Here is a 26,479-nt window from a genome sequence, read left to right on the forward strand (position 1 = left end):
GTAAAAGAGGACACGGATGACGGTTTTGGTAACGGGCGGCGCCGGTTATATCGGCAGCCACATGGTCTGGGAACTGCTGGATGCCGGCGAGAGCGTCGTCGTTCTCGACCGCCTTTCCACCGGCTTCGAATGGGCGGTAGCGCCGGAAGCCAAGCTTGTCGTCGGCGATGTCGCCGATAGGGAATTGGTCGGCCAGATCATCCGGGATAACGAGGTCGACGCGATCATCCACTTCGCCGGTTCCATCGTGGTGCCGGAGTCGGTTGCCGACCCGCTCGCCTATTACGAGAACAACACCTCCAAGACCCGCACGCTGATCGAAACCGCGGTGCGCGAGGGCGTGCCGCATTTCATCTTTTCCTCGACCGCCGCCGTCTATGGCGGCGCCGGCCTGGAGCCGGTGCGCGAGGATGCCCGCCTGGCGCCGGAATCGCCCTACGGCCTGTCCAAGCTGATGAGCGAATGGATGCTGCGCGATGCAGCGCTTGCGCATCCCTTGCGCTACACGGCCCTGCGCTACTTCAACGTCGCCGGCGCCGACCCCAGGGGCCGGACGGGTCAGTCGACGCCTGGCGCCACGCATCTGATCAAGGTCGCCTGCGAGACCGCGCTCGGCAAACGCCCCTTCATGCAGGTGTTCGGCACCGATTATCCGACGCCGGACGGCACCTGCATGCGCGATTATATCCATGTCAGCGACCTGGCCGCGGCCCACCGGCTGGCGCTGCAGCGCCTGCGCGCCGGCGGCGGCAGCCTCGTCGCCAATTGCGGCTACAGCCACGGCTATTCGGTGCTCGAGGTCATCGACAGCGTGCGGCGCGCCTTCGGCCGGGATTTCGAGGTCAAGACGGGCGACCGGCGCCCCGGCGACGCCGCCGCCGTGGTTGCCAATTCGGACCTTGCACGCGCCGAACTCGGCTGGACCCCGCAACGCGACGACCTTGACCAGATCGTCGCCGATGCGCTCGCCTGGGAGCGCATCCTCACCGGCAAGAACTCCGCGCGAGGCTGAGCCGGGCACTTCCGAGGGCTCGCAAGGCGCGCGGCGAAGCGCTATTGAAGGCATTGGCGATGCGGCGTGGAGGCGCTGCGCCGCGAAGAGGGGGTGGCATGAAGATAACGGTGCTTGGAGCCGGTGTTGTCGGTACCGCGGCCGCGTATTATCTGGCCGCCGACGGCCATGAGGTCACCGTTATCGAGCGCCATCCGGCGCCGGCGCGCGGCACCAGCCAGTCCAATGCCGGTCTGGTGTCGCCGGGCGACGCCACCGCCTGGGCCTCCCCGGCGGCGCTGAAGACCTTCCTGCGCGCGCTCTGGAACCATGATCTCGGCATCAAGGTCAGGCTGCGCTTCGATCCCTATTTCCTCGCCTGGAGCCTGCGCTTCCTGCGCCAGTGCACGGTGGCGCGCCTGCGCGCCAACAGCCAGGTCAAACTGCGCCTGGCGCTCTATTCGCGCGACTGCATCAACGCGCTCTCCGACGCCACCGGCATCCACTATGACGAGCGCAAGAAGGGCATTCTTTATTTCTTCCGCTCGCAGCACAGTCTCGACACCGGCACCGACAACTACCAGTTTCTGGCGAAGCATGGCCTGCAGATCGAGATCGTCGGCCGCGACCGGCTGGTCGAACTTGAGCCCGGGCTCGCCGGAGTGAAGGAAAAGATCGCCGGCGGCGTTTATTCGCCAATCGACCAGACCGGCGATTCCAGGATATTCGTCGATGGGCTGGCCGCCTATGCCGCCGAAAAGCTCGGCGTCAGATTCCTGTTCGACACCACGGTCGAGGGGCTCGACATAGAAGGCGATCGGGTGCGTGCGGTCATGACATCGGCCGGCCCGGTGACGGGCGACGCCGTCGTCATCGCCATGGGCCCCGAGAGCGGCCTGATCGGCCGCCGCTACGGTATCGACCTGCCCGTCTATCCGGTTAAAGGCTATAGCGCGACCATCCCGCTGGAGGACGAGAGCAAGGGACCGACCATGGGCGGCGCCGACGAGGACCGGCTGGTTGGTTACTCCAGGCTCGGAAACCGCCTGCGCATGTCCTCGACAGCCGAGTTCACCGGCTTCGACCGCAGCTTCAAGCTCAGCGACTTCAAGTCCATGCTGAGCACCGGCAAAGACCTTTTCCCCGGCGCTTTCGACGAGAAGAAGGCGCTGTTGTGGGCAGGTCTGCGACCGATGATGCCCAACTCGGTGCCGGTCATCGGCAAGGCGAAATACAAGAACCTTTACCTCGACACCGGCCACGGCCATGTCGGCTGGACCATGGCCTGCGGCTCGGGCAAGTTCCTGGCCGACCTCGTCGCCGGCCGCAAGCCGGAGATCGACCCGCAAGGGCTGGTCTACGGGAACTGAGGGAGCTCTAGTCGTCGTGTTGGCATCGAGTCCATTCGTCGTGCACCCATTCGGCAAGCCATCCGCGCTCAAGCTGGCCAATCTGTGCCAAGTTTTCCTGCCTGGCGGTCAAATGGCCGAGACCGATAACTTCGAAACCTCCGCAGTCCGCGGGGTGATCATGTTCGCCGCAGGTCAGTTGCCACTCACCATCGAAATGATGAACGACCAGCGTCACCGGCCTCTCCGATCGAAAGACGTGCCCACATACAATTGCTCTGGTTTCCAACATTGAGACCGTCACTGCGCAAAGTTTGACAAATATCGTACGACGATCTGGAAGATGCATCTGACTGACAGATTCTACAAACCCTGAGTGACGAAATGTCGGGACCGCAAGTCGCTATCGACCTTGGCCGCATCGAGCGCAACGCCCGCACCATCGTCGAACGCTGCGCATTGTCTGATATCAAGGTATTCGGTGTCACCAAGGGCACATGCGGCATGCCGCAGGTGGCGCGGGCCATGCTGCGCGGCGGTGTTGCCGGCATCGCGGAATCGCGTTTTGAGAACATTCGGCGGCTGCGCGACAGCGGCATCAATGCGCCGGTCATGCTGCTGCGCAGCCCGCCCATGGCGCGCGTCGAGGAGGTCGTGCGCACCGTCGACATCAGCCTGCAGTCGGAACTGACCACCATCCGCGAGATATCGCGCATTGCCGAGCGCATGGGCCGCGTCCACGACATCATGCTGATGATCGATCTCGGCGATCTCCGCGAAGGCATCTGGCCAAGCGACCTGATCCCCACCGTCGAGCAGATCCTGGAATTCAAGGGCGTGCGCATCGCCGGCATCGGCACCAATCTCGGCTGCTTCGGCGCCATAATGCCGACCCCGGAGAACCTTGGCCAACTCGTCGCCCATGCCTACAAGACTGAGCGCCTGTCCGGCAAAAGCCTCGACTTCATTTCCGGCGGCGCCTCGTCATCGCTGACGCTGCTGCTCGAAGGCAAGCTGCCGCCCGGCATCAACAATCTGCGCGTGGGCGAGGCGATCCTGCAAGGCGGTGTCGAAACCTTTCGCGACGTGCCGTGGCCCGAACTCGAACCCGATGCCTGCCGGCTGACCAGCGACATCATCGAGGTCAAACTCAAGCCTTCGCGGCCGATCGGCACATCCGGCTACGACGCCTTCGGCAACCAGCCGGTCTTTGCCGACGAGGGCGACCGGCTGCGCGCCATCGCCAATATAGGCCGCGAGGACGTGCTGGTGGAAGGGCTGACGCCGATCGCCAAAGGGGTGAGGGTGCTCGGCGCTTCCAGCGACCATCTGCTGCTCGATGTGCAGGATGCCGATCCGCGACCCACCGTCGGCGACCGCGTCGCCTTCCGCATGAATTATGGCGCCATGCTTCTGGCGATGACCTCGGAATATGTCGAGAAGGCGCCGATGCACGACGTCGCGGATTTCTCCGGCCGCAAGATGGTGTCGATCTCGGCCGAACCGGAAGCCGGCGGGATTATCGCCCGCGAGGGAACCGGCGCGCGGCTGGAGGCAATGAATTTCGACGTGGTCGAACTCGCCGACGTCGAGCGGCCGCCCTCGGGCCTCGTCCGTCTCGCCGCCGGCGCAGATCGCCGTATCGCCCACAAGGCGCTGACCGCAACGGCGCGGGCGACGCATTCCTTTGGCCTGATCTGGATCGATTCCCTCGCCGCCCTGATGCCCGAGGACGAGGAGGCCGAAGACATGCCTGAAGTCCCGGTGCTGGCCCGCGCGCTCGGTCTCGATCACAAGCCCGGCGCGCTGCAGCCGCAGCTGTCGCCGGAAAATGTCGTCATCGTGGGCCTGCGCCATGCCGATCCGGCGGAGGCAAGGGTGCTCAAGGATTCGCGTGTCTCGGCCTTCACCATGACCGACATCGACGCCATGGGCATGCGCGACCTCATGCATGAGGCGATCCGCATCGCGACGTCGGGCACGCAGGGCTTTCACGTCAGCTATTCGCCGACGGCGACCGAATTTACCGGCTGGGCTGCGGGCTCGGGCGGGCTGACGGTGCGCGAGACGCATCAGGCAATGGAGGCGATCTCGCTGTCCGGCGGTCTGCTGTCGATGGATGTTTCCGGGCTGACCGCCGGTCTGGAGCCGCGGATCGGCGCCGACGCCGTCAACTTCGTCATGTCGGCCTTTGGGAAGCGGATTTTGTGATCAGCCTTGCGCGTCGACTGCCGCGCGCCACGCTGTGACATAGGCCGCCCAGACCGGGTCGGTCTGCGGCTCAATTCTTTCGCCCTTGCCGTGCGTCACTGGCTGATCGGATGCGAGCAGTGCCGCGCCGATGCTGGTGCCGGTGGCCGCCTCGGAGGCGATGACGATGCGCGCGGTCGCTGCCGCCAGCATGCCGACAAAGAGCCGGTTGCGAGCAAACGGTCCTTCCACGGTGGTCGGGCCGTCGGCGCCGATCAGCTCGAGGCAGGTCGCCGTCACCAGTGCCAGATAGAAGGAAATGGCGGCGAACCGCTCGCCTTTGCTGATGCCGTCGGCATCAAGCCATTCCGCGGCATGGTGCGGGAACGGTCCCGATCCCTGCTGCGTAGAAGGTAAAAGCAGCATTTTTCCGGTCAGAACGGCCAGCACCTCGCTGCCGCTGCAGTCCTGCGGCTTGTCCTTGGTCAGCTGGGAAAACTCGCGGCCACCCATGAACCGCGCCGAGGGGACGGGAGCGCCAAGCGCGCTGACATTGACCAGCGTGTCGCGCGCAGCATCGAGCGCAATCTCTCTGCCGCCGACCGCCATCGATACCACCCAGGTGCCGGTCGAGACGACCGAGAAGGGCGGCTCGTCGGACAGAAGATGCGGCAATAGGGAGGCGTTGGAATCGTGCAGGCCACAGAATACCGGGGTCTGCGGATCGAGCCCGGTGCGCGCGGCAAGCGCCGGCAGGATCGGGCCGAGCTGGTCCCTGGCCGGCCGCACCGGCGCCATCAGCCTGCGCCAATCCAGCCTGTCGACCATCGAGGAAAAGTCCGCCTCCCAAGGGCTCCACAGATCGGTGTGGCAGCCGAGCGAGGTCACCTCGTTGGCGGCAACGCCGGTCAGGCGCAGCGCCCAGTATTGCGGATACATCAGCATCGCGGCGGCCTTGGCGAATTCGGTGGGGAAACGCTTCTCAAGCCAGAAGAATTGCGCGCCGAGATTGAGACCGACCGGCAGGCGCGGTGTACCGGTTTCGGCGAAGGGCGGACGAACAGCATCATACTCCGCCGCCAACCTGTCGGGGCCATCGAACTCATAGTCTAGGACAGGCAGCACCAGCTCGCCCGAGGCGTCGACCAGCACGCCGGTCGCACCATGCGTGGTGATCGAAATCGCGTCGATACGCTGTTCGCGGTCGAGGCTGGCAAGGCTGTTGAGGATAAACGTCCACAGCGCCTCGACATCGTGATGCGGATAGGGCGCTTGTCGCAGCGGCGCGTTCGCCATGCGGCGCAACCCCACCTCGCTCAGCGTGACGAGATCGACCAGCGCCACCTTGGCGTTGGTCTTGCCGATGTCGATGACGGCGATGTGGCGCAGCGCACTCATGCCATATGGAACATTGTTTCCAGGGGGATGGCCACCGGTTGGTTGTCCGGCCTGGTCTCCATGATGTCGGCCATGTGCGCCCACCAGCGCTGCATCACCGGATGCTTCGGCAGGTCGGCCATGCCATGGTCGTCGCGCCGCCACAGCACGCCGAACAGGATGTTGGTGTCTTCATCGAGATGGATCGAATAATCGGCGACGCCGGCCTCTCTCAGCAGCGCCACCAGCGACGGCCAGATCTCATCGTGGCGCTTTTTGTACTCGGCTTTCATGCCGGGTTTGAGCTGCATCTTGAAGGCGTATTTCTCAGGCATCAGCTGTTACCACGCAGCTGTCGCCAGACGATCGGCAGCGCGATGACGAAGATCAAGAGCAGGCCGATGAAGATCGACATGACGATGCCGGGCACGTTGAGCAGGCCGAGGCCGAAGGTCACCAGCCCCATGATAAAGGCGGCGAGCACGACGCCAACAATGCTGCCGGAGCCACCCAGAATGCTGACGCCGCCCAGCACCACCATGGTGATGACCTCAAGCTCGTAACCCTGCGCGATGGACGGTCGCGTCGAGCCGAGCCGCGAGGTGATCAGCACCGAGGCGATGCCGGCCATCAGCCCTGTCAGGCAAAACAGGATGAATTTGATGCGGCCGACGCGAACGCCGGAAAACTGTGCCGCGACCGGATTGTTGCCGGTGGCAAAGACACGGCGGCCGAAGCTGGTGCGATGCAGCAGGAACCAGTAGGCGACGGCCGCGATGAGGAAGAGCACCAGTTCGAACGACACCACCCACCAGACATAGCCCTGGCCGAAGAAAGCAAAACTCTCGGGATAGCCCTTGTAGGCCTGGTCACCGAGGATGATGAAGGCAATGCCGCGAAACAGGCTCATCGTGCCGATGGTAACGACGATGGACGGCAGGCCGAGCCTCGTCACCAACAGGCCGTTGAAGGCGCCGCAACCGAGCCCGACGACGATGCCGATAGCCACCAGCACCGGCGTGTCGGCGCCGGCCTGTACCGCCATGCCCATCATGGTCGAGGCGAGCGCGATGATGGCGGCGACCGACAGGTCGATCTCGCCCGAAATGATCAGCAGCGCCATGGCGAAGGCGATCAGGCCTTTCTCGGTGAAATTGAAGGTCAGGTCCGACAGCGAATAGGCATCGAGGAAATAGGGCGATGCGAAGCTGTTGATGGCGAAGATGGCGACCGCCACGACGACCAGCAGCGCTTCCCAGGAAAAGATCGCCGAGGAGAGCGGCTTGTCGAGCCGGTCGGGAATGTGGCGCGGGGCGGGGGTGTCGGTCATGCCGCCTCCGCCTTCCTCAGAATGATCCGCCCCTGCTGACGTTCGCCACGCGCGTTGAGCACGACGGCCAGGATGATGGCGCTGCCTGAAATCGCCATCTGCCAGAAGGGCGAGATGTTGATGACGGGCAGCGCGTTGGAAATGATGCCGAGGAACAGCGCCCCTAACACCGCGCCCCCGACCGAGCCGATGCCGCCGGCAATCGAAATGCCGCCGATGACGCAGGCGGCGATGATGTTGAGTTCATAGCCGTTGGCGACCTCGACCGAGGCGATGACATAACGAGAAATCCAGAGATAACCGGCGAGCCCGCCGATCATGCCGGAAATGCAGAAGACGATGAATTTGGTTCGGCCGACATCGATGCCGGCATAGACCGACGCCGTCGGGTTGACGCCGATGGCATAGATCGAACGGCCAAGCGCGGTTCGCGTCATCACCACGAAGAACAGCGCGATGACCAGTATGGCGATCCAGGACAGAACCGGAATGCCCAGGAAAGCTGCGCGCTGGAAGCCGATGAACTCAGGACTCATCTTGTCGGCATTGACCCATGCGCCGCCGGACAGGACGAAGGTGGCGCCGCGATAGATGGTGAGCGTGCCCAATGTCACCACGATCGAAGGGATGTTCAGCCGCCACACCAGCAGGCCGTTGATGGCGCCGAGCACCAGTCCGACGGCCAGCGCAATGACGATCAGCAGCGGGATCGGGATGGCCGGATGCGCGGCGTTCAGCATCGCCACCACCATGCCGGTGAAGCACAGGTTGGAGGCCATCGACAGGTCGATCGAGCGGGTCAGGATGACGACCATCTGTCCCAGCGCCAGGATCATCAGGATCGAGGTGTCGTTGAACACCTGGGCGAGATTGCCGGGGTCGGCAAAGGCCGGGAAACGCGTCGAGATCACAGCAATCAAAACGACGATCGCCGCTGCCAGCCAGATCTCGCGGTATTTAAGGAGAGCCTTCATGCCGCGATCCCCGCTGCCGTCCGGACCAGCGTTTCGGCGTCCAGCCCCTTATTATCGTAGACCGCCGCAACCAGCCCTTCGCGCATGACGACGACGCGGTCGGACATGCCCAGAATCTCCGGCAGTTCCGACGACACCATGATCACCGACAGGCCCTGCGCGACGAGCTCCGCCATGAAGCCGTGCACGGCGGCCTTGGAGCCGATGTCGATGCCCTTGGTCGGCTCATCCAGGATGATCACCTTGGGCGCTGTCGCCAGCCATTTGGCGATGACGATCTTCTGTTGGTTGCCGCCCGACAGCGTGCCGACATCCTGGCTCAGCGACGAGGCGCGCAGGTCTAGCCGCTCGGTGTAGGAGCGGGCGAGCGCGAATTCGTCCGACAATCGCAGCAGGCCGGATTTGGAGGTGCGCTTGAGCGAGGGAAGCGAGACGTTTTGGAAGATCGGCAGGCCGATCACCACGCCCTGCTTGCCGCGCTCCTCCGGCACGTAGACGATGCCGGCTTCGATGGAATCCGCCGCCGATTTCGGCGTGATCACCTTGCCTTCCAGCGTGATCGTGCCGCCCGATATGCGGGTGATGCCTGAAATCGCCTGCATCACCTCTGACCGCCCGGCGCCGACCAGGCCATAGAAACCGAGGATCTCGCCCTCGTGCAGCTCGAAGCCGATATCGCTGAATTCGGTCGGGTGCGACAGGCCGGATACAGACAGCACCGGCGCGCCGATCTCGGCCTTGCGTTGCGGGAAGATGTGGTCGACCGAGCGGCCGACCATCATGCGCACGATCTGGCTCTGGCCGGCATCCTTTATAAGGCCCTCGCCAACCATCTCGCCGTCGCGGAACACGGTGTAGCGATCGGCGATCCGATAGATCTCGTCGAACTTGTGGCTGATGAACAGGATCGCCTTGCCTTCCTCCTTGAGGAATTCGATCAGCAGGAAAAGCTCCTCGATCTCCTTCATCGAAAGGGCTGCGGTCGGCTCATCCATGATGACGATCTGCGCATCGATCGACATCGCGCGAGCAACCGCTACCAGATGCTTGTTGGCGATGCCGAGGTCTTTCAGCCGCGCATCGGCGTTGATATGGCCGGCATGCATGGTGTCGAGCACTTCGCGCGCGTGTTTTCGCATGGTGCGCCAGTCGATGGTGCCTAGCCGCGTGCGCGGCGCATGGCCGAGAAAAATGTTTTCGGCGACGCTCAGATCGTCGAACAGCACGGTTTCCTGATGAATGGCGGTGACGCCGTGGCCGAAGGCGGCATGCGCGCTGGGCAGGGTGACGGACTGGCCGTCAATGCTGATCGTGCCGGCGTCGGGCTGGTAGATGCCGGTCATGATCTTGACCAGCGTCGACTTGCCGGCACCGTTTTCACCGATCAGCGCCGTAACCTGGCCGGGGTAAAGCGACAGGCTGACATTGTGCAGCGCGCGCACGCCGGGAAAGCTTTTGGAGACGCCGGACAGCGTCAGGCGCGGGGCAGGACCCGTGGGCTCCTCCTTCGCAATGCCGTGCTGGGCTGTCGTGTCCATATCCGTATCAAGCCCTGAAACAAGGTCCGTTTAAAGTCGCGGCGGGATTTTGGTCCCGCCGCGCTTGGTCCGAGACGTCCGAGATCAATAGATCTTGGAGAACTTTTCGATGTTGGACTTGTCGAACTGGAAGGGCGGAGCCATCGCAGCCGAGTTGCTGTCATCGAGCGTGACCTTGCCGACGCGGCCGATCGACAGCGTTGCGCCCGGCTTTGCCTCTTCCTTCTTCACCGCCAGATCATGAGCGAGGTAGACGGCGGAGTAGCCGAGGTCGATCGGATTCCAGAGGGCAACCGCCTGGCTGGAACCGTTGTCGATGAACTTCTTGAACTCCGACGGCAGCGCCAGACCCGTGACATTGACCTTGCCGATCAGGTTCGCGTCGGTGACGACCTGGGCAGCGGCAACGACGCCGACGGTGGTCGGCGCGATGATCGCCTTGAGGTTCGGATAGGATTTCAGCAGGCCCTTGGCTTCGTCGGTGCTCTTGGCCGAATCGTCATCGCCGTAGACGGTGGCGACGAGTTTGATCTTGGGGAATTTCTCCGGCAGGATCTTCTTGGCCGCGTCGATCCAGGCGTTCTGGTTGGTCGCGGTCGACGAAGCCGACAGAATGGCGACTTCGCCGCCTTCCGGCAGATAGTCGGCGGCCAGCTTGATGATGGTCTCGCCGATCAGGCCGGTGTCGGACGGGTTGAGATGCAGCTGGCGGCCTTCCTTGGCGACGCCCGAATCCCACGAGATGACGGTGATGCCGCGCTCCATGGCCTTCTTCAGCACCGGCACCAGCGCGTCGGCGTCATTGGCCGAAATCGCAATGGCGTTGACCTTCTGCGCGATCAGCGAATTGACCACTTCGATCTGCGCTTCGGCGGTCGCCTTGGTCGGGCCGGTGTAGATGATGTCGACATCGCCGAGTTCCTTGGCCGCCTCTTCGGCGCCCTTATTGGCGGCGTCGAAGAAGCCGTTGCCGAGCGACTTCACCACCAACGCGATCTTGACGTTCTCGGCATAGGCGGCATTCACGAACATGGCGGCCGAGAACGCGGCCGTCACCATCAATTTCTTCAGAAAGCTCATCGTATTTCCTCCCTTGAGCGTTGCATTCCATCGTCGCTGCGGTTGGCCTCAGGCCTGCAGCGAGGATTCTTCCTTTGCCGACTTGCGGGCGACGATCAGCGTCACACCCGCGGCCTCCAGCATGTTGGCTTCGCGATCCTCGATGCCGTCATCGGTGATGACGGTGGCGATGCGCTTGAGCCCGCACAGGATCAGGCTCGAGCGCTGGCGGAATTTCGATGAGTCGACCAGCACCACCAGTTCGTCGGCCTGGTCGATCAGTTTCTGCTCCGCCTGGATCAGCAGCGGGTCGCCTTCCATCAGGCCAAGCGGCCCGAGCCCTTGAGCGCCCATGAACATGCGGCGCGCGTAGAAATTACGCGTCACGTCATTGTCGAAGGGCGAGAGGATGATGTTCTGCTCGCGGTAGATGGTGCCGCCCGACAGCATGACGGTGTTCTTCGAATGCTTGAGCAGGTGCTCGGCGATGGGGAACGAATTGGTGAAGATCGGCATGCGGCGTCCGGTCAGGAAATGCACCATCTGGAAGGTGGTGGTGCCGCCATTGATGATGATCGGTTCGCCGTCCTTGCACAGCTCCACCGCTTCGCGCGCAATCGCGCGCTTCTGCGAAGCGTTAAGCGTTTCGTTGACGGAAAAGGGCCGGCCGGCGAGGCCGATGAACTGCGGTGGCGAGATCGCCTCGGCGCCGCCACGCACGCGACGCAGGCGCTTTTGCACATGAAGAGCCGCGATATCGCGCCGGATCGTCGCCTCGGAGGAGTCCGTCAGGTCGACCATCTCCTGCACCGTCACCACAGGCTTTTCCTGGACGGCGGACAGAATGATCCTGTGGCGCTCTTTTTCGTGCATGGTTCCTCCCTGCATGGTCATGAGGCACTAGAAAACCACCAGTGTCAATCATTTCCGCTCATATAATTTCATTGTGCAGTGCAATATGATCGATCTTGATCGTTTATGATTGACAACCGAGATGCTTGCGTAGACATTTCCGGCAAAATGGACCGCGCCTTTTGCGTCCAGGGAGGATAATCATGCTCGACAAGCGCTCCGGCTCGCGCCTTGCCAACCTTTGGGACGATGCTAAAGCCAAGGGGCTGAGCGAGCCTGAGCTTCTGGTCTATCGCTCCAACACGCTCGGCTCCGACAAGCGTGTCACCAATTATGGCGGCGGCAACACCTCGTCCAAGATCCGGCAGAAGGACCCGCTCTCCGGCGCCGAAGTCGAAGTGCTATGGGTCAAGGGCTCGGGCGGCGACAGCGCCTCGATCAAGCTGGACGGTTTCGCCACGCTTTACATGGACAAACTGCAGGCGCTGAAAGGCCTTTATCGCGGCGTCGCGCATGAGGACGAGATGGTGGGCTATCTTCCCCACTGCACCTTCAATCTCAACCCGCGCGCGGCCTCGATCGACACGCCGCTGCACGCCTATGTGCCGAAGCCGTTCGTCGATCACATGCATCCCGATGCCATTATCGCGATTGCCGCGGCCAAGGATTCCAAGGCGTTGACCAAGGAGATATTCGGTGACGCCATCGGCTGGCTGCCGTGGAAGCGGCCGGGCTTCGAACTTGGCCTCTGGCTGGAGAAATTCTGCGTCGAACACCCCGAGGCCAAGGGCGTCATCCTCGAAAGCCACGGCTTGTTCACCTGGGGCGACACACCCAAGGAGTGCTATGAGACGACGATCTCGGTCATCAACCAGGCGATCGAATGGTTCGAGCGCCGCTCCGAGGGTCTCGCCATCTTCGGCGGCGAAGTCGTCAAATCGCTAGACGCCGCTGAGCGCCGCGCCATCGCGGCGAGACTGATGCCGAGGATCCGCGGCCTGATTTCGGAGAAGAGCCACAAGCTCGGCCATTTCGACGATTCCGCCGCTGTGCTCGAATTCGTCAACTCCAGGGATTTGCGCCCGCTGGCGGCACTCGGTACCTCATGCCCGGATCATTTCCTGCGCACAAAAATCCGCCCGCTGGTTATCGAGTTCGACCCAGCGAAGCCCGACGTCGAAGCCGTGATTGCGCGCCTCGCCGACGATATTGCTGAGTACCGTGTCGGCTACCAGGCCTATTACGACAGCTGCAAGCATCCGGACTCGCCCCCGATCCGCGACCCCAATGCCGTGGTCTACCTGATGCCCGGCGTCGGCATGTTCACCTTCGCCGGCGACAAGGCCACCGCCCGCATCTCTGGCGAATTCTACGTCAACGCCATCAACGTCATGCGCGGAGCCTCGACCGTCTCGTCCTATGTCGGCCTGCCGGCGCAGGAGGCCTTCGACATCGAATACTGGCTGCTCGAGGATTTGAAGCTGCAGCGCATGCCGAAGCCGAAGTCGCTCGCCGGCCAAATCGCGCTGGTCACCGGCGGCGCCGGCGGCATCGGCCGCGCCACCGCCAGCCGGCTGCTGCGCGAAGGCGCCTGCGTGGTGCTGGCCGATATCGACGAGGCCGCACTTGCCAGCGCCAATGACGAACTGGCGAAAGCCTATGGCAAGGACTTCGTCCGGCCGGTGCTGATCAACGTCACCGCGGAGGAGCAGGTGATTTCCGGCTTCGCCCAGACAGCCGTCGAGTTCGGCGGCATTGATATTCTCGTCTCCAACGCAGGCCTCGCCTCCTCGGCGCCGATCGAGGAGACGACGCTGGCGCTGTGGAACAAGAACATGGACATATTGTCGACCGGCTATTTCCTGGTCTCGCGCGAAGCCTTCCGGCTGTTTCGCGCCCAGAAGATCGGCGGCAATGTCGTCTTCGTCGCCTCCAAGAACGGCCTTGCCGCGTCACCCAACGCCGCCGCCTATTGCACCGCCAAGGCGGCCGAAATCCATCTCGCCCGCTGCCTGGCGCTGGAAGGCGCGGAAGCCCAGATCCGCGTCAACGTCGTCAATCCGGACGCCGTGTTGCGCGGTTCGAAGATCTGGACCGGCGAGTGGAAGGAACAGCGCGCCGCCGCCTACAAGATGTCGACCGACGACCTCGAAGAGCACTACCGCTCGCGCTCGATGCTGAAGCGCTCGGTGCTTCCGGAAGACATTGCCGAAGCGATTTATTTCCTGGCGTCCGACATGTCGGCCAAATCCACCGGCAACATCATCAACGTCGACGCCGGCAACGCGCAGAGCTTTACGCGCTGAGTTAAGGGCGGAGCGCTTCTCTTCTCCCCGTCACTATACGGGGAGAAGGTGGCCCGAAGGGCCGGATGAGGGGCAGCGCTGACTGAACGCATTGGGAGGAATAGCACTTGTCCGAAACCATCATCGCCGCCGATCTCGTCTCCAGCCACAACGCCCAGCGCAAACCCGACCTCGAACGCGACTACGCCTCGCTCGGGGAACGCCTCGACCGTCGCGGCATCGCCATCGACGCCATCCGCGGCAAGGTCGAGAAATTCGCCGTCGCCATTCCGTCCTGGGGCGTCGGCACCGGCGGCACACGCTTTGCCCGCTTTCCCGGCGCCGGCGAGCCGCGCGACATTTTCGACAAGATCGAGGACTGCGCCGTCATCAGCCAGCTGACGCAGGCGACACCGACCGTCTCGTTGCACATCCCGTGGGACAAGGCCGATCCGAACCGGCTGAAGCAGGCCGCCTCGCGCTTCGGCCTCGGCTTCGACGCCATGAACTCCAACACCTTTTCGGATGCCAGGGATCAGACGCTCTCCTACAAATTCGGCTCGCTTTCGCATGCCGATGCCGGCACGCGCCGCCAGGCCGTCGAGCATAATCTCGAATGCATCGAGATCGGCAAGACGCTGGGGTCCAGGGCGCTGACAGTGTGGATCGGCGACGGCTCGAATTTCCCCGGCCAGGTCAATTTCGCCAAAGCCTTCGAGCGCTATCTCGACGCCATGAAGGAGATCTATGCCGGACTGCCCGCCGACTGGAAGCTGTTCACCGAACACAAAATGTACGAGCCGGCCTTCTATTCGACGGTCGTGCAGGACTGGGGCACTAACTACCTCATATCCAAGGAGCTGGGCAACAAGGCCTACTGCCTGGTCGACCTGGGCCACCATGCGCCCAATGTCAACATCGAGATGATCGTGTCGCGGCTGATCCAGTTCAAGAAACTCGGCGGCTTCCATTTCAACGATTCGAAGTATGGCGACGACGATCTCGATGCCGGCTCGATCGATCCCTATCGGCTGTTCCTGGTCTTCAACGAACTGGTTGATGCCGAGCTTTCCGGCGCCGAGGGTTTCGATCCCGCTCACATGCTCGACCAGAGCCACAACGTCACCGACCCGATCGAAAGCCTGATGCTGTCGGCAGTCGAGGTGCAGCGCGCCTATGCGCAGGCGCTGCTGGTCGACCGCAAGGCGCTCGAGGGTTTCCAAGACGGCAATGATGCGCTGATGGCGACGCAGACGCTAAAAGCTGCCTACCGCACCGATGTCGAGCCGATCCTTGCCATGGCGCGGCTGAACACAGGCGGCGCCATTGATCCAGTCGCCGCATATCGCGCGGCGGGCTACCGGGCGAAGGTCGCGGCGGAACGGCCGGCGGTTGTGGGCGGGTCAGGCGGGATTGTTTGAGATTGGCTAATCTCCACCACGGGGGGAGATTAGCTTGCCTCTGCCGGCAGGCGAACACCAATATGTGTTCGCTCATATTGATGATGGACTCGGCCGCTCCATGTAGCTCTTCTAGGCACACCGCACTTGGAGCACCGCCATGCCCTTGACCCGCCGGACGCTGATTGGCGTCACCCTTTCGCTCGCAATTGCGCTCGCGCCATCCGGCGCGCTCCATGCCGCATCGCCTCAACCTGCGAAGGGCGAGCACGGCATGGTCGTCACCGCCCAGCATCTGGCGTCGGAAGCCGGCGTCGAGGTGCTGAAGAAAGGCGGCAATGCCGTCGATGCGGCGGTCGCCGTCGGCTATGCGCTCGCCGTCGTCTACCCTAATGCCGGCAATATCGGCGGTGGCGGGTTCATGACCATCCGCTTCAAGGACGGCAAATCGACCTTCCTCGATTTCCGCGAGCGCGCGCCGCTGGCGGCAACCAAGACCATGTATCTCGACAAGGACGGCAATCCGGTGAAGGGCGCCAGCCTTGATGGCTACCTCGCGGTCGGCGTACCGGGTTCCGTGGCAGGGTTCGAGATGGCTCGTGAAAAATATGGCACGCTGCCACGCCAGGATTTGATGGCGCCGGCAATTGCCTATGCCAAGGATGGCTTCATCCTCGACCAGGGCGACGCTGCTTCATTCGCAAGCAATGCCGCACGGCTGGCGAAGGACCCTGCCGCCGCCGCCATCTTCCTGAAGCCGGACGGCAAACCCTATGGCGCCGGCGAGCGTCTCCTCCAGCCCGATCTTGCAGCCTCGCTCGCCGCCATCTCCGAAAAAGGCGCCGACGCCTTCTACAAAGGCGCCATCGCCGACGCCATCGTCAAGGCGAGCGGCGCCAAGGGCGGCATTCTGGCCAACTCAGACTTCGAGCAATATAAGGTACGCGAGCTGCAACCGGTGAGCTGCACCTATCGGGGCTATGAGATCACGTCCTCGCCGCCGCCAAGCTCCGGCGGCGTCATCATCTGCGAAATCCTCAACGTGCTGGAGGGCTACCCGCTGTCTTATCTCGGCGCCCGCTCGGCCGAGACGGTGCATGTCATGGTCGAGGCGATGCGCTACGCCTATGTGGACCGCAACTCGGCGCTCGGCGATCCCGATTTCGTCGACAATCCGGTCTCGAAACTGCTCGACAAGGGTTACGCCAAGGAGATCCGCGACAAGATCGACCCGTTCCGCGCCGGCGTCTCGCAGGATTTGATGCCGAAGGGCTTCGGCGAGTCGAAGGAAACGACGCACTATTCAATCATCGACGATGACGGCAATGCGGTCGCGGTCACCTATACGCTGAACGGTTCGTTCGGCGCCGGCGTGGTCGCCGACGGCACCGGCATCCTGCTCAACAACGAGATGGATGATTTCACCCAGAAGCCCGGCGTGCCCAACCTCTACGGTCTCGTCCAGGGAGAGGCGAATGCCATCCAGCCGAAGAAGACGCCGCTGTCTTCGATGAGCCCGACCATCGTCGCCAAGGACGGCAAGCCGTTCATGGTTATCGGCAGCCCCGGCGGCTCGCGCATCATCACCATCACGCTGGAAGCCATCGTCAACGTCATCGACCACGGCATGAACATCCAGGAGGCGATCGACGCATCGCGCATCCACCATCAATGGCTGCCCGACACGATCTATGTCGAACCGTTCGGCCTGTCGCCCGACACTGAAAAACTGCTGGCCGGCATGGGCTACCACCTCGATCTCGCGGATTCTACCTGGGGTCAGGCGGCCGGCATTCTTGTCGGCGGCAAGAGCCTGGCGGAAATCGAGAAGGGCGGCGCCGCCCGCTACAACGGCGCCATCGACAGCCGCGCCGCATCCGGCGAGGCGATTGGCTACTGATCAAAACAAGAGATTGATCAGAGGACGAGCGTAAGCGTCGACCCGACGAGCATCAGCGCCGCGATCACGACGAACGCCGCGTAGATGCGGGGACGGTCGAGGAGCAGCGCATTGCCCGATATCCAGGCCGCGGTTGCGCCGCCAAGCGCAAACAGGAAGCCGTTCCGGTGACCAAAGGTCATGGAAGCGGCCATCAGCCCGCCAATGATCAGCGCGCCGAAGACGATGATCACGGCAACGGCGTATTTCTCGAAGTCGTTGCCGCCGCCCATGGCCGGGCCGATCGCGTTCAAATTCGTCAGATCGTCCGGATCGAACGGGTTGGTCGATCCATATTCATCTTGACCGACAGGTTCTCGCATCATTCATTCTCCGCTGACCGGCAACAAATCATCAACATCCGCCAAGCGCAACCGGATCGCGCCTTGCCGAAGGCCGCCGATGCGGTCTTCATCACTTTCTGATGCCGACTTGCCACGGTTTTTTTGCGCCGGTTCACAAAATCTACCCTGCTTTGGTTTCCACACGCCTGAATTGCCTGGAAAATGAATTACCTGGAAAAATCGCTGCGCACGATGCCGTGCCGCTGCAGCTTGTCGTAGAAGGTCTTGCGCGGAATGCCGAGCGCTTCGATCGTGCGCCGGACATCGCCGTCATTGCGGCCAAGTGCCTCGCGGATGACATCGGCCTCATAGCGTTCCAGCCGTTCCGGCAATGAACTGGCGTCATCCGGCTCCGCCGATGCGGAAGGTGGCGCTTGCGCCGCTTCCTCCAGTCCAAGCACGAAACGCTCGGCGAAATGCGCGAGTTCACGCACATTGCCCGGCCAGTCGTGCTGGCTCAGATGGCGGTGCACTGAGGCAGGCACGGCTGGCATTTGCCGGCGGAAGCGGGCGGCTGCACGCTCGGCGAAGTAGAAGAACAGCAGGGCGACGTCGTCGCGGCGTTCGCGCAGCGGCGGGATCGAGATCGTCACCACATTGAGCCGGTAGTAGAGATCCTCGCGGAAGGCGCCGCGCCGGCTGGCGTCGCCGAGATCGACCTTGGCGGCGGCGACGACGCGCAGGTCGACCGGCCGGATTTCATTGGTGCCGAGCGGCGTCACCTCGCGCATTTCCAGCACCCGCAGCATCTGCACCTGGGTCGAGGCCGGCATGCTTTCGATCTCGTCGAGAAACAGCGTGCCGCCGCTCGAATGCTCGATGCGGCCGATGCGCTTCTTCTGTGCGCCGGTGAAGGCGCCGGCCTCATGGCCGAACAGTTCGCTTTCGATCACCGTATCCGGCAGCGTGCCGCAATTCAGCGCCACGAAATTGCCCTTGGCGCGGCGGCTCCAGCGATGCAGCAGGCCCGCCACCACCTCCTTGCCTGAGCCGGTCTCGCCGGTCACCAGAACGTCGACATCGGTGTCGGCGATTTGCCGCAGCGTGCGGCGCAGCCGCTCCATCGCCGGCGTCTGCCCGATAAGCGGCAGGCCGTCCTGCGCCTGTTCGGCGCTTTCGCGCAAGGCGCGGTTCTCCATCACCAGCCGGCGCTTTTCCGCCGCCCGTGCCACACTTTGCGCCAGCCGGTTGGCGTCGAAAGGCTTGGTGATGAAGTCGTAGGCGCCATCCTTGATCGCCTTGACCGCAACCGCGATGTCGCCATGCCCGGTGACCAGGATGACCGGAATGTCGGCATCAAGCTGCAAGACGCGGTCGAAGAGCTGCAGGCCGTCAATGCCGGGCATGCGGATGTCGGACACCACCACGCCGGGAAAATTGGCGTCGAGCCCGGCCAGCGCCTCGGCCGCCACCGCAAAGGCCGAGACGGAAAAACCAGCGAGTTCCAGCGTCTGCCGAGTGGCCCTCAGCAATTCGCTGTCGTCGTCGATCAATACGACCGGTGCGGTGTCCATCATGCTGCCCTGGCGAGGTGAATGGTAAAGCGCGTGCCGGCCTGGCCGCTCGCCACCTCGATGCGCCCGCCATAATCGGCGACGATGTCCTGCGAGATGACGAGGCCGAGCCCCAGGCCTTTTTCCTTCGAGGTGTTGAACGGCGTGAACAATGACTTGAGGATGGCAGGCGAAATGCCCGGCCCATTGTCGGCGACGGCAAGCGCCACGCTGTCGGCCGTCTCCTGGGCCGACACCTGCACCCTGGCGCCGTCGCGCCCGTCCAGCGCTTCCAGCGCATTCTGGAACAGGTTGATCAGCACCTGTTCGAGCCGCAGCCGGTTGCCCATCACCTTGAGCGTTACCGGCGGCAGCGTGATATCGAGCGCGTCCAGCCGGCCGGCAAAGCGGCTTCTGAGCAGCACCACGGCGCCCTCGATGACGCCGCGCAGTTCGACCGGTTCGGCTGCCGTGCGCCCCTTGCGGGCAAAGACCTTCAACTCTTCGGTGATGCCGCCGATGCGCTCGGTCAGCGCGGCAATCGCTCCAAGGTTCTCCTCGGCCGAGGCGGTCTGCTTGCGCTCCAGGAACACACGCGCATTGTCGGCATAGGCGCGGATGGTCGCCACCGGCTGGTTGATCTCATGCGCGACGCCGGCGGCAACCTGGCCGAGGGTAGCAAGACGGTTGGCCTGCACCAATTCCTGCTGCATGACCTGCAGCTTGGCTTCGGTGCTGCGGTGATCGGTGATCTCGGCCTGCAGCCGGTCGCGAGCCAGGCTGAGGTCATGCGTACGCTCGACGACGCGGCGCTCGAGCTCGATGCGCGCTGCCTGTTCGGCGGCGATGCGCATCTGCGCCGACTGACGGCGCCACAGGAGGTAGCCGGCCAGCGCCAGCAACGGCACCACGACGCCCAGCGCCAGCAGCCGCATCTCACGCACCGCAGCCGCGATCGGCGCTTCGACCGGCACGAGATAATCGAGCCGCCATGGCGTCGATTGGACCAGTGTCGAAAGCCTGAGATATTCGGCATCGCTGCCGCCCGGTGTTATCGCATGCACCATCGACACGTCAGGGCTCAATGCCTCGGGGCGTGTGATCGGCAAGGGGATCAGCGGCGCGTTGCCGAATTGCTGGCTGCTCCGGATGGCGGCAGCCACCGGGCCGGCCAGCGGCGCGGTGGTCATGAAGCGCCAGGACGGCACGCTGGTGATCAGCACGACGCCGTGGTCGTCGCTGACATAGGCCGGCCGGTTGGCCTCATGCCAGTCGGCTTCAAGCTGGTCGAATTCCATCTTGACGACGACGACGCCGAGCGGTGCCGCCGCATTGCCGACGCGACGCGAAATGTAGAGGCCGGGGCGCTTGCTGGTGTTGCCCAGCGCAAAATATTCGGCCGTTCCCGATTGCATGGCGCCGGAGAAATAGGCGCGGAAGCCATAGTCGTTGCCGACGAAGCTGGTTGTTTCGCGCCAGTTGCTGGAGGCGATCGCAAACCCGTCGACGCCGGTGACGTAAAGCACCGAAGCCTTGGTGCCGGAGACCAGCCCTTCGAGCTTGCGGTTGAGCACGTCGATCGTGACAGCGCCCTTGTTCTGCAGGGCGTCATGCACCTGCTGGTCCTCGGACAAGAGCAGCGGCAGCGCCCGCGGGCTTTCCAGCACGGCGCGCAGCAACGCTACCTTCAGATTGGCATCGGTGCGGCCTTGCGCCGCCAGTGCCGCGACCTCGGCGCGGCGCGCGTAGAAGCCGGCGCCGGTGAGCGCCGTGGCAACGATCACCAGCGCGATCGCCGCAAACAGCAGCCAGGCGCGACGCGCGCTTTTGCCGAGTTGCTCGGGCGTCGGCGACAGGACCGCGGCAGGGCGTTGCAACATTCCCTATTTGTGCATGATTTCGCACAAAGCACAATTCAGTCATGCGGATGTCCGCACTTGCGTTGAGCGGCAGCAGCCTCGATCGGACGAATACTCAACAAAATCAATGGCTGCGGTATGCCGCACAGTCTGGCACGGCAGTTGCAGTGACCAATACAGCAGTCGCCAGGCTGCGGAAAACAACTGCCCCGGGAGGTCGAGCTTTCGATCGGGGCGCCATGGAGGACGTCATGCAGCCAGCATTCGCTGCCGCTGAACCGCGCGGCAAGCTACCCTTTTACCGTCATCTCTACGTGCAGGTCCTGACGGCGATCGCCGCCGGCGTGCTGCTCGGTCATTTCTATCCCGAACTCGGTGCTTCGCTGAAGCCGCTCGGCGATGCCTTCATCAAGCTGGTCAAGATGGTGATCGCGCCGGTCATCTTCCTGACGGTGACCACCGGCATTGCCGGCGTCTCCGACCTGAAAAAGGTTGGCCGCGTCGCCGGCAAGGCGATGATCTATTTCCTGGTCTTTTCGACCCTGGCGCTGGTCGTCGGCATGGTCGTCTCCAACGTCGTCCAACCGGGCGCCGGCATGCACATCAATGCGGCGACGCTCGACCCCTCGAAGGTCGCCACCTTCACCGAGAAGGCGCATGACACGACCATCGTCGGCTTCCTGCTCAACATCATCCCCGACACCATCACCGGCGCCTTCGCGCAAGGCGACATTCTGCAAGTGCTGTTCTTCTCGGTACTGTTCGGCATCTCTCTCGCTCTGGTCGGCGAGCGCGGCCGCCCGGTCGTCGATTTCCTGCAGGCGCTGACCTCGCCTATTTTCCGCCTGGTCGCCATCCTGATGAAGGCCGCCCCCATCGGCGCCTTCGGCGCCATGGCCTTCACCGTCGGCAAATACGGCATCGGCGCGATTGCCAACCTCGCCTTTCTGATCGGCACCTTCTACCTGACGTCGCTGCTCTTCGTGCTGGTCGTGCTCGGCGCTGTCGCTTGGTACAACGGCTTCTCGATCCTCGCCTTGATCCGCTACATCAAGGAAGAGCTGCTGCTGGTGCTCGGCACCTCGTCCTCGGAAGCCGCTCTTCCCGGCCTGATGGCCAAGATGGAGCGCGCCGGCTGCAACCGCTCGGTGGTCGGCCTGGTCATCCCGACCGGCTATTCCTTCAACCTCGACGGCACCAACATCTACATGACGCTGGCGGCGCTGTTCATCGCCCAGGCGACCGACACGCCGCTCACCTATGGCGACCAGATCCTGCTGCTGCTCGTCGCCATGCTGAGCTCCAAGGGTGCCGCCGGCATCACCGGCGCCGGCTTTATCACGCTGGCCGCCACGCTCTCGGTGGTGCCTACTGTGCCGGTCGCCGGCATGGCACTGATCCTCGGCGTCGACCGCTTCATGTCGGAATGCAGAGCGCTGACCAACTTCGTCGGCAATGCAGTGGCGACGATCGTCGTGGCGCGCTGGGAAGGCGAACTCGACCAGACCAAGTTCGCCGCTGCCATGGCCGGCACATTGTCCGAGGAAGCCGACCTGGCGCTGTCGGGCGATCTGCAGCCCGCCTGACCGCTCCGGGCACTGACGTTTGAGCACAAGGCCGCAGCCGATTCGGTTGCGGCCTTTCCTTTTCCGCCTGCACGCGGCTGGCGCTGGCCAGGCCCTCCCGGGTAGGGTGCGGACGTAAAACCGAAAGGCCGGCGCATGAGCAATCCGTACCCCGAAATCTACCTCGTCCGTCACGGCGAGACGGAGTGGAGCGCTTCGGGAAAACACACCGGCCGCACCGACATACCTTTGACGCCAAAGGGCGAGGCGGCGGCTCGCGGCGTGGCGGACAGGCTCAAGGATCTGTCCTTCCAGGCGGTGTGGTCGAGCCCGTCGCAGCGCGCCTTCAGCACCTGCACGCTTGCCGGTTTCGGCGCCACTGCCGTGAAGAAGCCGGACCTGCAGGAATGGGATTACGGCGCCTACGAAGGCGTAAAGACCAAGGAGATTCTTGTGCAGCGCCCCGGCTGGCAGTTGTTCCGTGATGGCTGTCCCGACGGCGAGTCGGCAGCGGATGTCGGCGCCAGGGCCGACAGGATCATCGCCGGACTGCGGGCAATCGAGGGCAATGTGCTGGTGTTTTCGAGCTCGCATTTCCTGCGCGTGCTGGCCGCGCGCTGGCTCGGTCTGCCACCCGAAGGCGGTGCGCACTTCGTGCTTGATACCGCGAGCCTCAGCATCCTCGGCTATGAGCACGATCTGAGCGAGCCGGTGATACGCAGGTGGAACCAGAAGTAGTGTTCTCAGCAAGCCTGCCTCTTAACGCGCGAGCACCGCCAATTCCTCCGATGTCAGATGCCGCGCCTTGCCCTTGGCGAGCTCGCCGAGCTGCAAACCGCCGATCGCCACCCGAACCAGCCTCAGCACCTCGATGTCGAATGCCCCGAGCAGGCGGCGGATCTGGCGGTTGCGGCCCTCGTCGAGCACGATTTCCAGCCAGGCAGTGCGGCCGCCGCTGCGCAGCAGTTCGATCGAACTTGCGGTCAGCAGTTCGCCGTCGACGATCGCTCCGTCGCGAAAGCGCGCCAGCATCGCTTCGTCGGGCGCGGTACCGATCTGGACATGATAGGTCTTGGCGACATGCGAGGCCGGATCGAGCAGGCCGTTGGCCCAGCGCGTGTCGTTGGTCATCAGCAACAGGCCTTCGCTGGCCTTGTCGAGGCGGCCGACCGGCGACACGAAAGGCAACTCCAGATCCACCAGGCAGTCATAGACGGTGCCACGATCCTGCGGGTCATCGCGCGTGGTGACCTGTCCGCGCGGCTTATTGATCATCAGGTAGACTTTTGCCTCGCCGACGATCTGCTCGCCGTCGACAGCGATGCGGTCGCGGCCGAGATCGACGCGCAGCGACGGATCGCGCACCACCTTGCCGCCAACCCGCACGCGCCCTTCGGCGATCAGCAGCTCGGCCTGCTTGCGCGAACACAGGCCGAGTTTGGAAAGCGCCCGGTTCAGGCTGACGCCTGCGCTCGCGGCCTGTTGTCGGACGATGTCTGGCGGCCGTGCCATGTCCTGCTTGTCATCCCAATGATCGGCATCGACAAATGCCACGCCCCGCATTGGCTTCGCAACCTGCCGCGGCATCAACATCACGGATCGCGGGAGCGGGGCTGTTCTCAAATACGATGTGTCAGGGGGTCGGGCTCAACAGCCGGCCAGGGAACGCTGCCCCGCGACGGACGTTGTTGCCGACGAGCGATTTGTCGCGAAAGGCACCGCCATGAAGAAAATCTACGAAAAACCGACGCTCGTGAAGCGAGGCAGGCTCACCAGCCTGACGGCTCAGATCGTCGCTTCTGGGGTCATTCTGGGGGAATGATCCCCAGATAACGGAAGGGATAAATCGATGAGCGAGCGCGGCGTTGATTTCCTGCAGGGCTGGATCCACGAGCACCTGCCGGGCGAACTGCCTGTCGACAAGGCAACGGCTCGAACCCTAACCACGCGAGCTGCCCTGGATGCTCGGCATTTAGGCCTTGAGGTCAGCGAGATCGAAGAGGATCTCGGTCCGCTGGAACGGGTGATTTTCGAGGCGCTGGATCAGCCCGATATCTGAGCCCCGACATCTGAGCCCCCGATATGAGCCCATTGCAGGCGATATTGGCCCATCGCCATCCTGGCGGGGGCTTTTCCGTGATGGCATCCGCGGGTGCGCAGCCCTAGGCAGCCCGCGCAGCTGACGCTCCCCGTGCCGGCGGCAATTCGAACACAGTGGCGCCGTTCTCTCGGCCGCGTTCGACATAACCGATGACACGGAACCATTTGCCGACGTCGGCCCGCTGCAGCCAGCTGCGCGAGTGGATGGGAAGGTTGCCGGCCAGCGCCTGAATGTGGCGGATGTGGCGCCTGCAGAAGCGGACTGTCGCGGCGCTGAAGAAACCCTCCTGCGCGGCAAACAGCGTGTCGGCGGCGTCGCTGTTCTCGTGCCAGGCGACGATCGCCACCGTCTTGTCGCCGTCGACCAGCGCGTGCGCCCGGCCTTCCTTCAAATTCATCATCAGATTGTCGTAGGCGACCTTGCTGTCCTTGCCGGCGGCCACATACTCGTCCGACATCCGCGTGGACAGATCGCGGAAGACACTTTCGAGATCGCCGATCGTAGCTGCGCGTGCTCGCATTTCTCCTCCTGCAGCCCCGGCAGGCAGTTTGCCCTAGGCAGACGGGATCACCAAGCAAATCAAATCCGCCATTTGGCCGATGCGCGCAAAGTGATTTCAGAAGGCGGGTTTATTGCGTTGGCAAATCGCTCCCGTGGAACCGAACTTGCCTCCCCCGAATTGAGTCGCGATCGCGTTCGGGAGGGGAAGCATGCAAGATCAGCATTTCGATGAGCCGGTTCGCGTGGCGCTCGGCAGGTCCAGAAACACGATCTACAAGGTGGAGCGTGTCGCGCAGGCCGCTGACATCCTCATGAACCGATGGCCCGTGAAGACAGGCGGCTATCACGTCGCCGCCCGCAAAGCCTGCCTCGGCGTTCTCGAAGACCTGAAAGAGCCGCGCTTTGCCCGCGCCCCCTTCGTCAACGCGGCGATCGAGGCCGATATCCTGGTCGAGCGCGACCGCGAGGGTTGAACGGCCACGGCTTTCCATCGCCTCTTTGTTTGCGTAACGTAAACTGGCAGACCGGTCGGGAGCCTTCCATGTGCAACGACTATGAGCAGCATATTCTCTGGGCTGAATATTGCCGGATGCTGGAGTCGCTGGCACTCGAGATCCCGACCCATCAGACCGAACTTGACCTGCCGCAGGTTGATGACATCCACATTAATGATCCGGCCCCGATCATGCGCGCCGCCGGCGACACCGGCGCTGTCGAACTGACGTCGATGACGTTCGGATTTCCACCGGCCGGACCGAAAGGCGGACCAGTGTTCAACTTCCGCTCCGAAGGCAGGCAATTCGCCGGCAGCAAACGCTGCCTCGTTCCGGCATCCGCCTTCTTCGAGTTCACGGGCACGAAGTATCCGAAGGCAAAGCATCGCTTCACGCTCAACGGCTCGCCGTTCATGGCCATCGCAGGGCTTTGGCGTGAAGCTGCCGGCAACAAGCCGCCAACCTTCACCATGCTGACAACCGAGCCTGGACCGGATATTGCGCCCTATCACAGTCGGCAGGTCGTGGTGCTTCGGCCCGGCGATTGGGCGGCTTGGCTCAGTCTGACGAAGCCGGAAGCCGAACTGCTGCAGCCGCTTCCAGCCGGCTCGCTGCGCGTGGAGACCGTGCGCCCCGAAAGTTCATAACTCGGTTGGGCAGGCTTGCCGGCACAGCCGGCAGGCCGAAATCAGGAATCCGTCGGTGCGGCGCCAGGAAGTCAAGCCCTTGATGTTCAGTGCCCTTCCCGAGAGATGGGTGACAGTTCATTCCGGAGACATGGGTTACACTTTCGGCCCTTTGCAAGGAGAGCAAGGTGCCTTGGAAGGAGTGTAACGTC

Annotated in this window: 26 protein-coding genes; 12 read left to right on the forward strand and 14 right to left on the reverse strand. The window is 63.5% G+C overall.

Annotated elements, in window-relative coordinates; translation table 11 throughout:
- Nucleotides 1-16 precede the first annotated feature (16 nt).
- A complete protein-coding gene (gene galE, locus NKH38_RS16960) occupies nucleotides 17-1,012 on the forward strand; it encodes a UDP-glucose 4-epimerase GalE (protein WP_023688672.1) in 996 nt (331 codons plus the stop codon).
- A 98-nt stretch (nucleotides 1,013-1,110) separates the two neighbouring features.
- Nucleotides 1,111-2,361, forward strand: a complete 1,251-nt coding sequence (locus NKH38_RS16965; protein WP_023688671.1) for a D-amino acid dehydrogenase — start codon at nucleotides 1,111-1,113, stop codon at nucleotides 2,359-2,361.
- 7 nt (nucleotides 2,362-2,368) lie between these two features.
- On the opposite strand, the gene NKH38_RS16970 is transcribed toward NKH38_RS16965, so the two are convergent.
- Nucleotides 2,369-2,578, reverse strand: coding sequence for a hypothetical protein (locus NKH38_RS16970; RefSeq protein ID WP_023688670.1), 210 nt, complete (start codon nucleotides 2,576-2,578; stop codon nucleotides 2,369-2,371).
- Between the two features lie 146 nt (nucleotides 2,579-2,724).
- Here NKH38_RS16970 and NKH38_RS16975 point away from each other — a divergent pair, with 146 nt between their 5' ends.
- Nucleotides 2,725-4,551 carry an alanine racemase gene (locus NKH38_RS16975; protein WP_352761960.1) on the forward strand — a complete coding sequence of 609 codons (1,827 nt, stop codon included), beginning with the start codon at nucleotides 2,725-2,727 and terminating at the stop codon, nucleotides 4,549-4,551.
- On the opposite strand, the gene NKH38_RS16980 is transcribed toward NKH38_RS16975, so the two are convergent.
- From NKH38_RS16980 to NKH38_RS17010, 7 genes are all read right to left on the reverse strand, one after another.
- Nucleotides 4,552-5,928 (reverse strand): FGGY-family carbohydrate kinase, encoded by a 1,377-nt coding sequence (locus NKH38_RS16980; RefSeq protein ID WP_352761959.1) that lies wholly within the window; start codon nucleotides 5,926-5,928, stop codon nucleotides 4,552-4,554. It abuts the gene before it with no gap.
- Nucleotides 5,925-6,242 carry an L-rhamnose mutarotase gene (gene rhaM / locus NKH38_RS16985; protein ID WP_023681927.1) on the reverse strand — a complete coding sequence of 106 codons (318 nt, stop codon included), beginning with the start codon at nucleotides 6,240-6,242 and terminating at the stop codon, nucleotides 5,925-5,927. The genes NKH38_RS16980 and rhaM overlap by 4 nt, the downstream gene beginning before the upstream one ends.
- The gene (locus NKH38_RS16990) at nucleotides 6,242-7,237 is read right to left on the reverse strand and encodes an ABC transporter permease (protein ID WP_352761424.1); all 996 of its coding nucleotides are present in this window, start codon (nucleotides 7,235-7,237) and stop codon (nucleotides 6,242-6,244) included. The genes rhaM and NKH38_RS16990 overlap by 1 nt, the downstream gene beginning before the upstream one ends.
- Nucleotides 7,234-8,211, reverse strand: a complete 978-nt coding sequence (locus NKH38_RS16995) for an ABC transporter permease (protein ID WP_023730988.1) — start codon at nucleotides 8,209-8,211, stop codon at nucleotides 7,234-7,236. The genes NKH38_RS16990 and NKH38_RS16995 overlap by 4 nt, the downstream gene beginning before the upstream one ends.
- Nucleotides 8,208-9,749: a sugar ABC transporter ATP-binding protein gene (locus NKH38_RS17000; RefSeq protein ID WP_352761958.1), complete on the reverse strand. Its 1,542-nt coding sequence runs from the start codon at nucleotides 9,747-9,749 to the stop codon at nucleotides 8,208-8,210. The genes NKH38_RS16995 and NKH38_RS17000 overlap by 4 nt, the downstream gene beginning before the upstream one ends.
- Nucleotides 9,750-9,833: 84 nt before the next feature.
- Complete coding sequence (rhaS, locus tag NKH38_RS17005) at nucleotides 9,834-10,829, reverse strand: rhamnose ABC transporter substrate-binding protein (RefSeq protein WP_023669661.1); 996 nt, start codon at nucleotides 10,827-10,829, stop codon at nucleotides 9,834-9,836.
- Between the two features lie 48 nt (nucleotides 10,830-10,877).
- Nucleotides 10,878-11,681, reverse strand: coding sequence for a DeoR/GlpR family DNA-binding transcription regulator (locus NKH38_RS17010; RefSeq protein WP_023669662.1), 804 nt, complete (start codon nucleotides 11,679-11,681; stop codon nucleotides 10,878-10,880).
- A 182-nt stretch (nucleotides 11,682-11,863) separates the two neighbouring features.
- Here NKH38_RS17010 and NKH38_RS17015 point away from each other — a divergent pair, with 182 nt between their 5' ends.
- The 3 genes from NKH38_RS17015 (at nucleotide 11,864) to ggt (ending at nucleotide 17,245) form a co-directional block, all read left to right on the forward strand.
- On the forward strand, nucleotides 11,864-13,966 hold the full coding sequence (locus tag NKH38_RS17015; protein ID WP_352761957.1) for a bifunctional rhamnulose-1-phosphate aldolase/short-chain dehydrogenase: 2,103 nt from the start codon (nucleotides 11,864-11,866) through the stop codon (nucleotides 13,964-13,966).
- A 107-nt stretch (nucleotides 13,967-14,073) separates the two neighbouring features.
- The gene (gene rhaI, locus NKH38_RS17020; protein ID WP_352761956.1) at nucleotides 14,074-15,366 is read left to right on the forward strand and encodes an L-rhamnose catabolism isomerase; all 1,293 of its coding nucleotides are present in this window, start codon (nucleotides 14,074-14,076) and stop codon (nucleotides 15,364-15,366) included.
- 139 nt (nucleotides 15,367-15,505) lie between these two features.
- Nucleotides 15,506-17,245, forward strand: a complete 1,740-nt coding sequence (ggt, locus tag NKH38_RS17025) for a gamma-glutamyltransferase (protein WP_352761955.1) — start codon at nucleotides 15,506-15,508, stop codon at nucleotides 17,243-17,245.
- Between the two features lie 17 nt (nucleotides 17,246-17,262).
- Here ggt and NKH38_RS17030 read toward each other — a convergent pair whose 3' ends face one another.
- The 4 genes from NKH38_RS17030 to NKH38_RS17045 are packed head-to-tail and all read right to left on the reverse strand — an operon-like array spanning nucleotide 17,263 to nucleotide 21,001.
- Nucleotides 17,263-17,610, reverse strand: a complete 348-nt coding sequence (locus NKH38_RS17030; RefSeq protein ID WP_032885862.1) for a hypothetical protein — start codon at nucleotides 17,608-17,610, stop codon at nucleotides 17,263-17,265.
- Nucleotides 17,611-17,772 carry a hypothetical protein gene (locus NKH38_RS17035; RefSeq protein ID WP_352761954.1) on the reverse strand — a complete coding sequence of 54 codons (162 nt, stop codon included), beginning with the start codon at nucleotides 17,770-17,772 and terminating at the stop codon, nucleotides 17,611-17,613.
- A 23-nt stretch (nucleotides 17,773-17,795) separates the two neighbouring features.
- A complete protein-coding gene (locus tag NKH38_RS17040) occupies nucleotides 17,796-19,145 on the reverse strand; it encodes a sigma-54-dependent transcriptional regulator (protein WP_352761953.1) in 1,350 nt (449 codons plus the stop codon).
- Nucleotides 19,142-21,001, reverse strand: coding sequence for a sensor histidine kinase (locus NKH38_RS17045; protein ID WP_352761952.1), 1,860 nt, complete (start codon nucleotides 20,999-21,001; stop codon nucleotides 19,142-19,144). The genes NKH38_RS17040 and NKH38_RS17045 overlap by 4 nt, the downstream gene beginning before the upstream one ends.
- A 230-nt stretch (nucleotides 21,002-21,231) precedes the next feature.
- Here NKH38_RS17045 and NKH38_RS17050 point away from each other — a divergent pair, with 230 nt between their 5' ends.
- Together NKH38_RS17050 and NKH38_RS17055 are read left to right on the forward strand one after the other, a co-directional pair.
- The gene (locus NKH38_RS17050; protein WP_023681916.1) at nucleotides 21,232-22,566 is read left to right on the forward strand and encodes a dicarboxylate/amino acid:cation symporter; all 1,335 of its coding nucleotides are present in this window, start codon (nucleotides 21,232-21,234) and stop codon (nucleotides 22,564-22,566) included.
- Between the two features lie 135 nt (nucleotides 22,567-22,701).
- Nucleotides 22,702-23,283, forward strand: coding sequence for a histidine phosphatase family protein (locus NKH38_RS17055; protein WP_023821572.1), 582 nt, complete (start codon nucleotides 22,702-22,704; stop codon nucleotides 23,281-23,283).
- Between the two features lie 21 nt (nucleotides 23,284-23,304).
- On the opposite strand, the gene NKH38_RS17060 is transcribed toward NKH38_RS17055, so the two are convergent.
- Complete coding sequence (locus NKH38_RS17060) at nucleotides 23,305-24,057, reverse strand: pseudouridine synthase (RefSeq protein ID WP_023730995.1); 753 nt, start codon at nucleotides 24,055-24,057, stop codon at nucleotides 23,305-23,307.
- 211 nt (nucleotides 24,058-24,268) lie between these two features.
- Between NKH38_RS17060 and NKH38_RS17065 the strand changes: the two genes are divergently transcribed.
- A complete protein-coding gene (locus NKH38_RS17065; RefSeq protein ID WP_198020063.1) occupies nucleotides 24,269-24,367 on the forward strand; it encodes a putative RiPP precursor in 99 nt (32 codons plus the stop codon).
- 27 nt (nucleotides 24,368-24,394) lie between these two features.
- Nucleotides 24,395-24,604, forward strand: a complete 210-nt coding sequence (locus NKH38_RS17070) for a DUF768 domain-containing protein (protein ID WP_023730997.1) — start codon at nucleotides 24,395-24,397, stop codon at nucleotides 24,602-24,604.
- Nucleotides 24,605-24,707: 103 nt separating this feature from the next.
- Here NKH38_RS17070 and NKH38_RS17075 read toward each other — a convergent pair whose 3' ends face one another.
- Nucleotides 24,708-25,166, reverse strand: coding sequence for a hypothetical protein (locus NKH38_RS17075; RefSeq protein WP_023696662.1), 459 nt, complete (start codon nucleotides 25,164-25,166; stop codon nucleotides 24,708-24,710).
- A gap of 190 nt (nucleotides 25,167-25,356) precedes the next feature.
- Here NKH38_RS17075 and NKH38_RS17080 point away from each other — a divergent pair, with 190 nt between their 5' ends.
- Nucleotides 25,357-25,620 (forward strand): DUF982 domain-containing protein, encoded by a 264-nt coding sequence (locus NKH38_RS17080; protein WP_352761951.1) that lies wholly within the window; start codon nucleotides 25,357-25,359, stop codon nucleotides 25,618-25,620.
- A gap of 68 nt (nucleotides 25,621-25,688) precedes the next feature.
- Nucleotides 25,689-26,288, forward strand: a complete 600-nt coding sequence (locus NKH38_RS17085) for an SOS response-associated peptidase (protein WP_023730999.1) — start codon at nucleotides 25,689-25,691, stop codon at nucleotides 26,286-26,288.
- The last annotated feature ends 191 nt before the right edge of the window (nucleotides 26,289-26,479 follow it).

The sequence above is a fragment of the Mesorhizobium sp. M1078 genome, from assembly GCF_040318615.1.
In the GTDB taxonomy this organism is placed as follows: Bacteria; Pseudomonadota; Alphaproteobacteria; order Rhizobiales; family Rhizobiaceae; genus Mesorhizobium.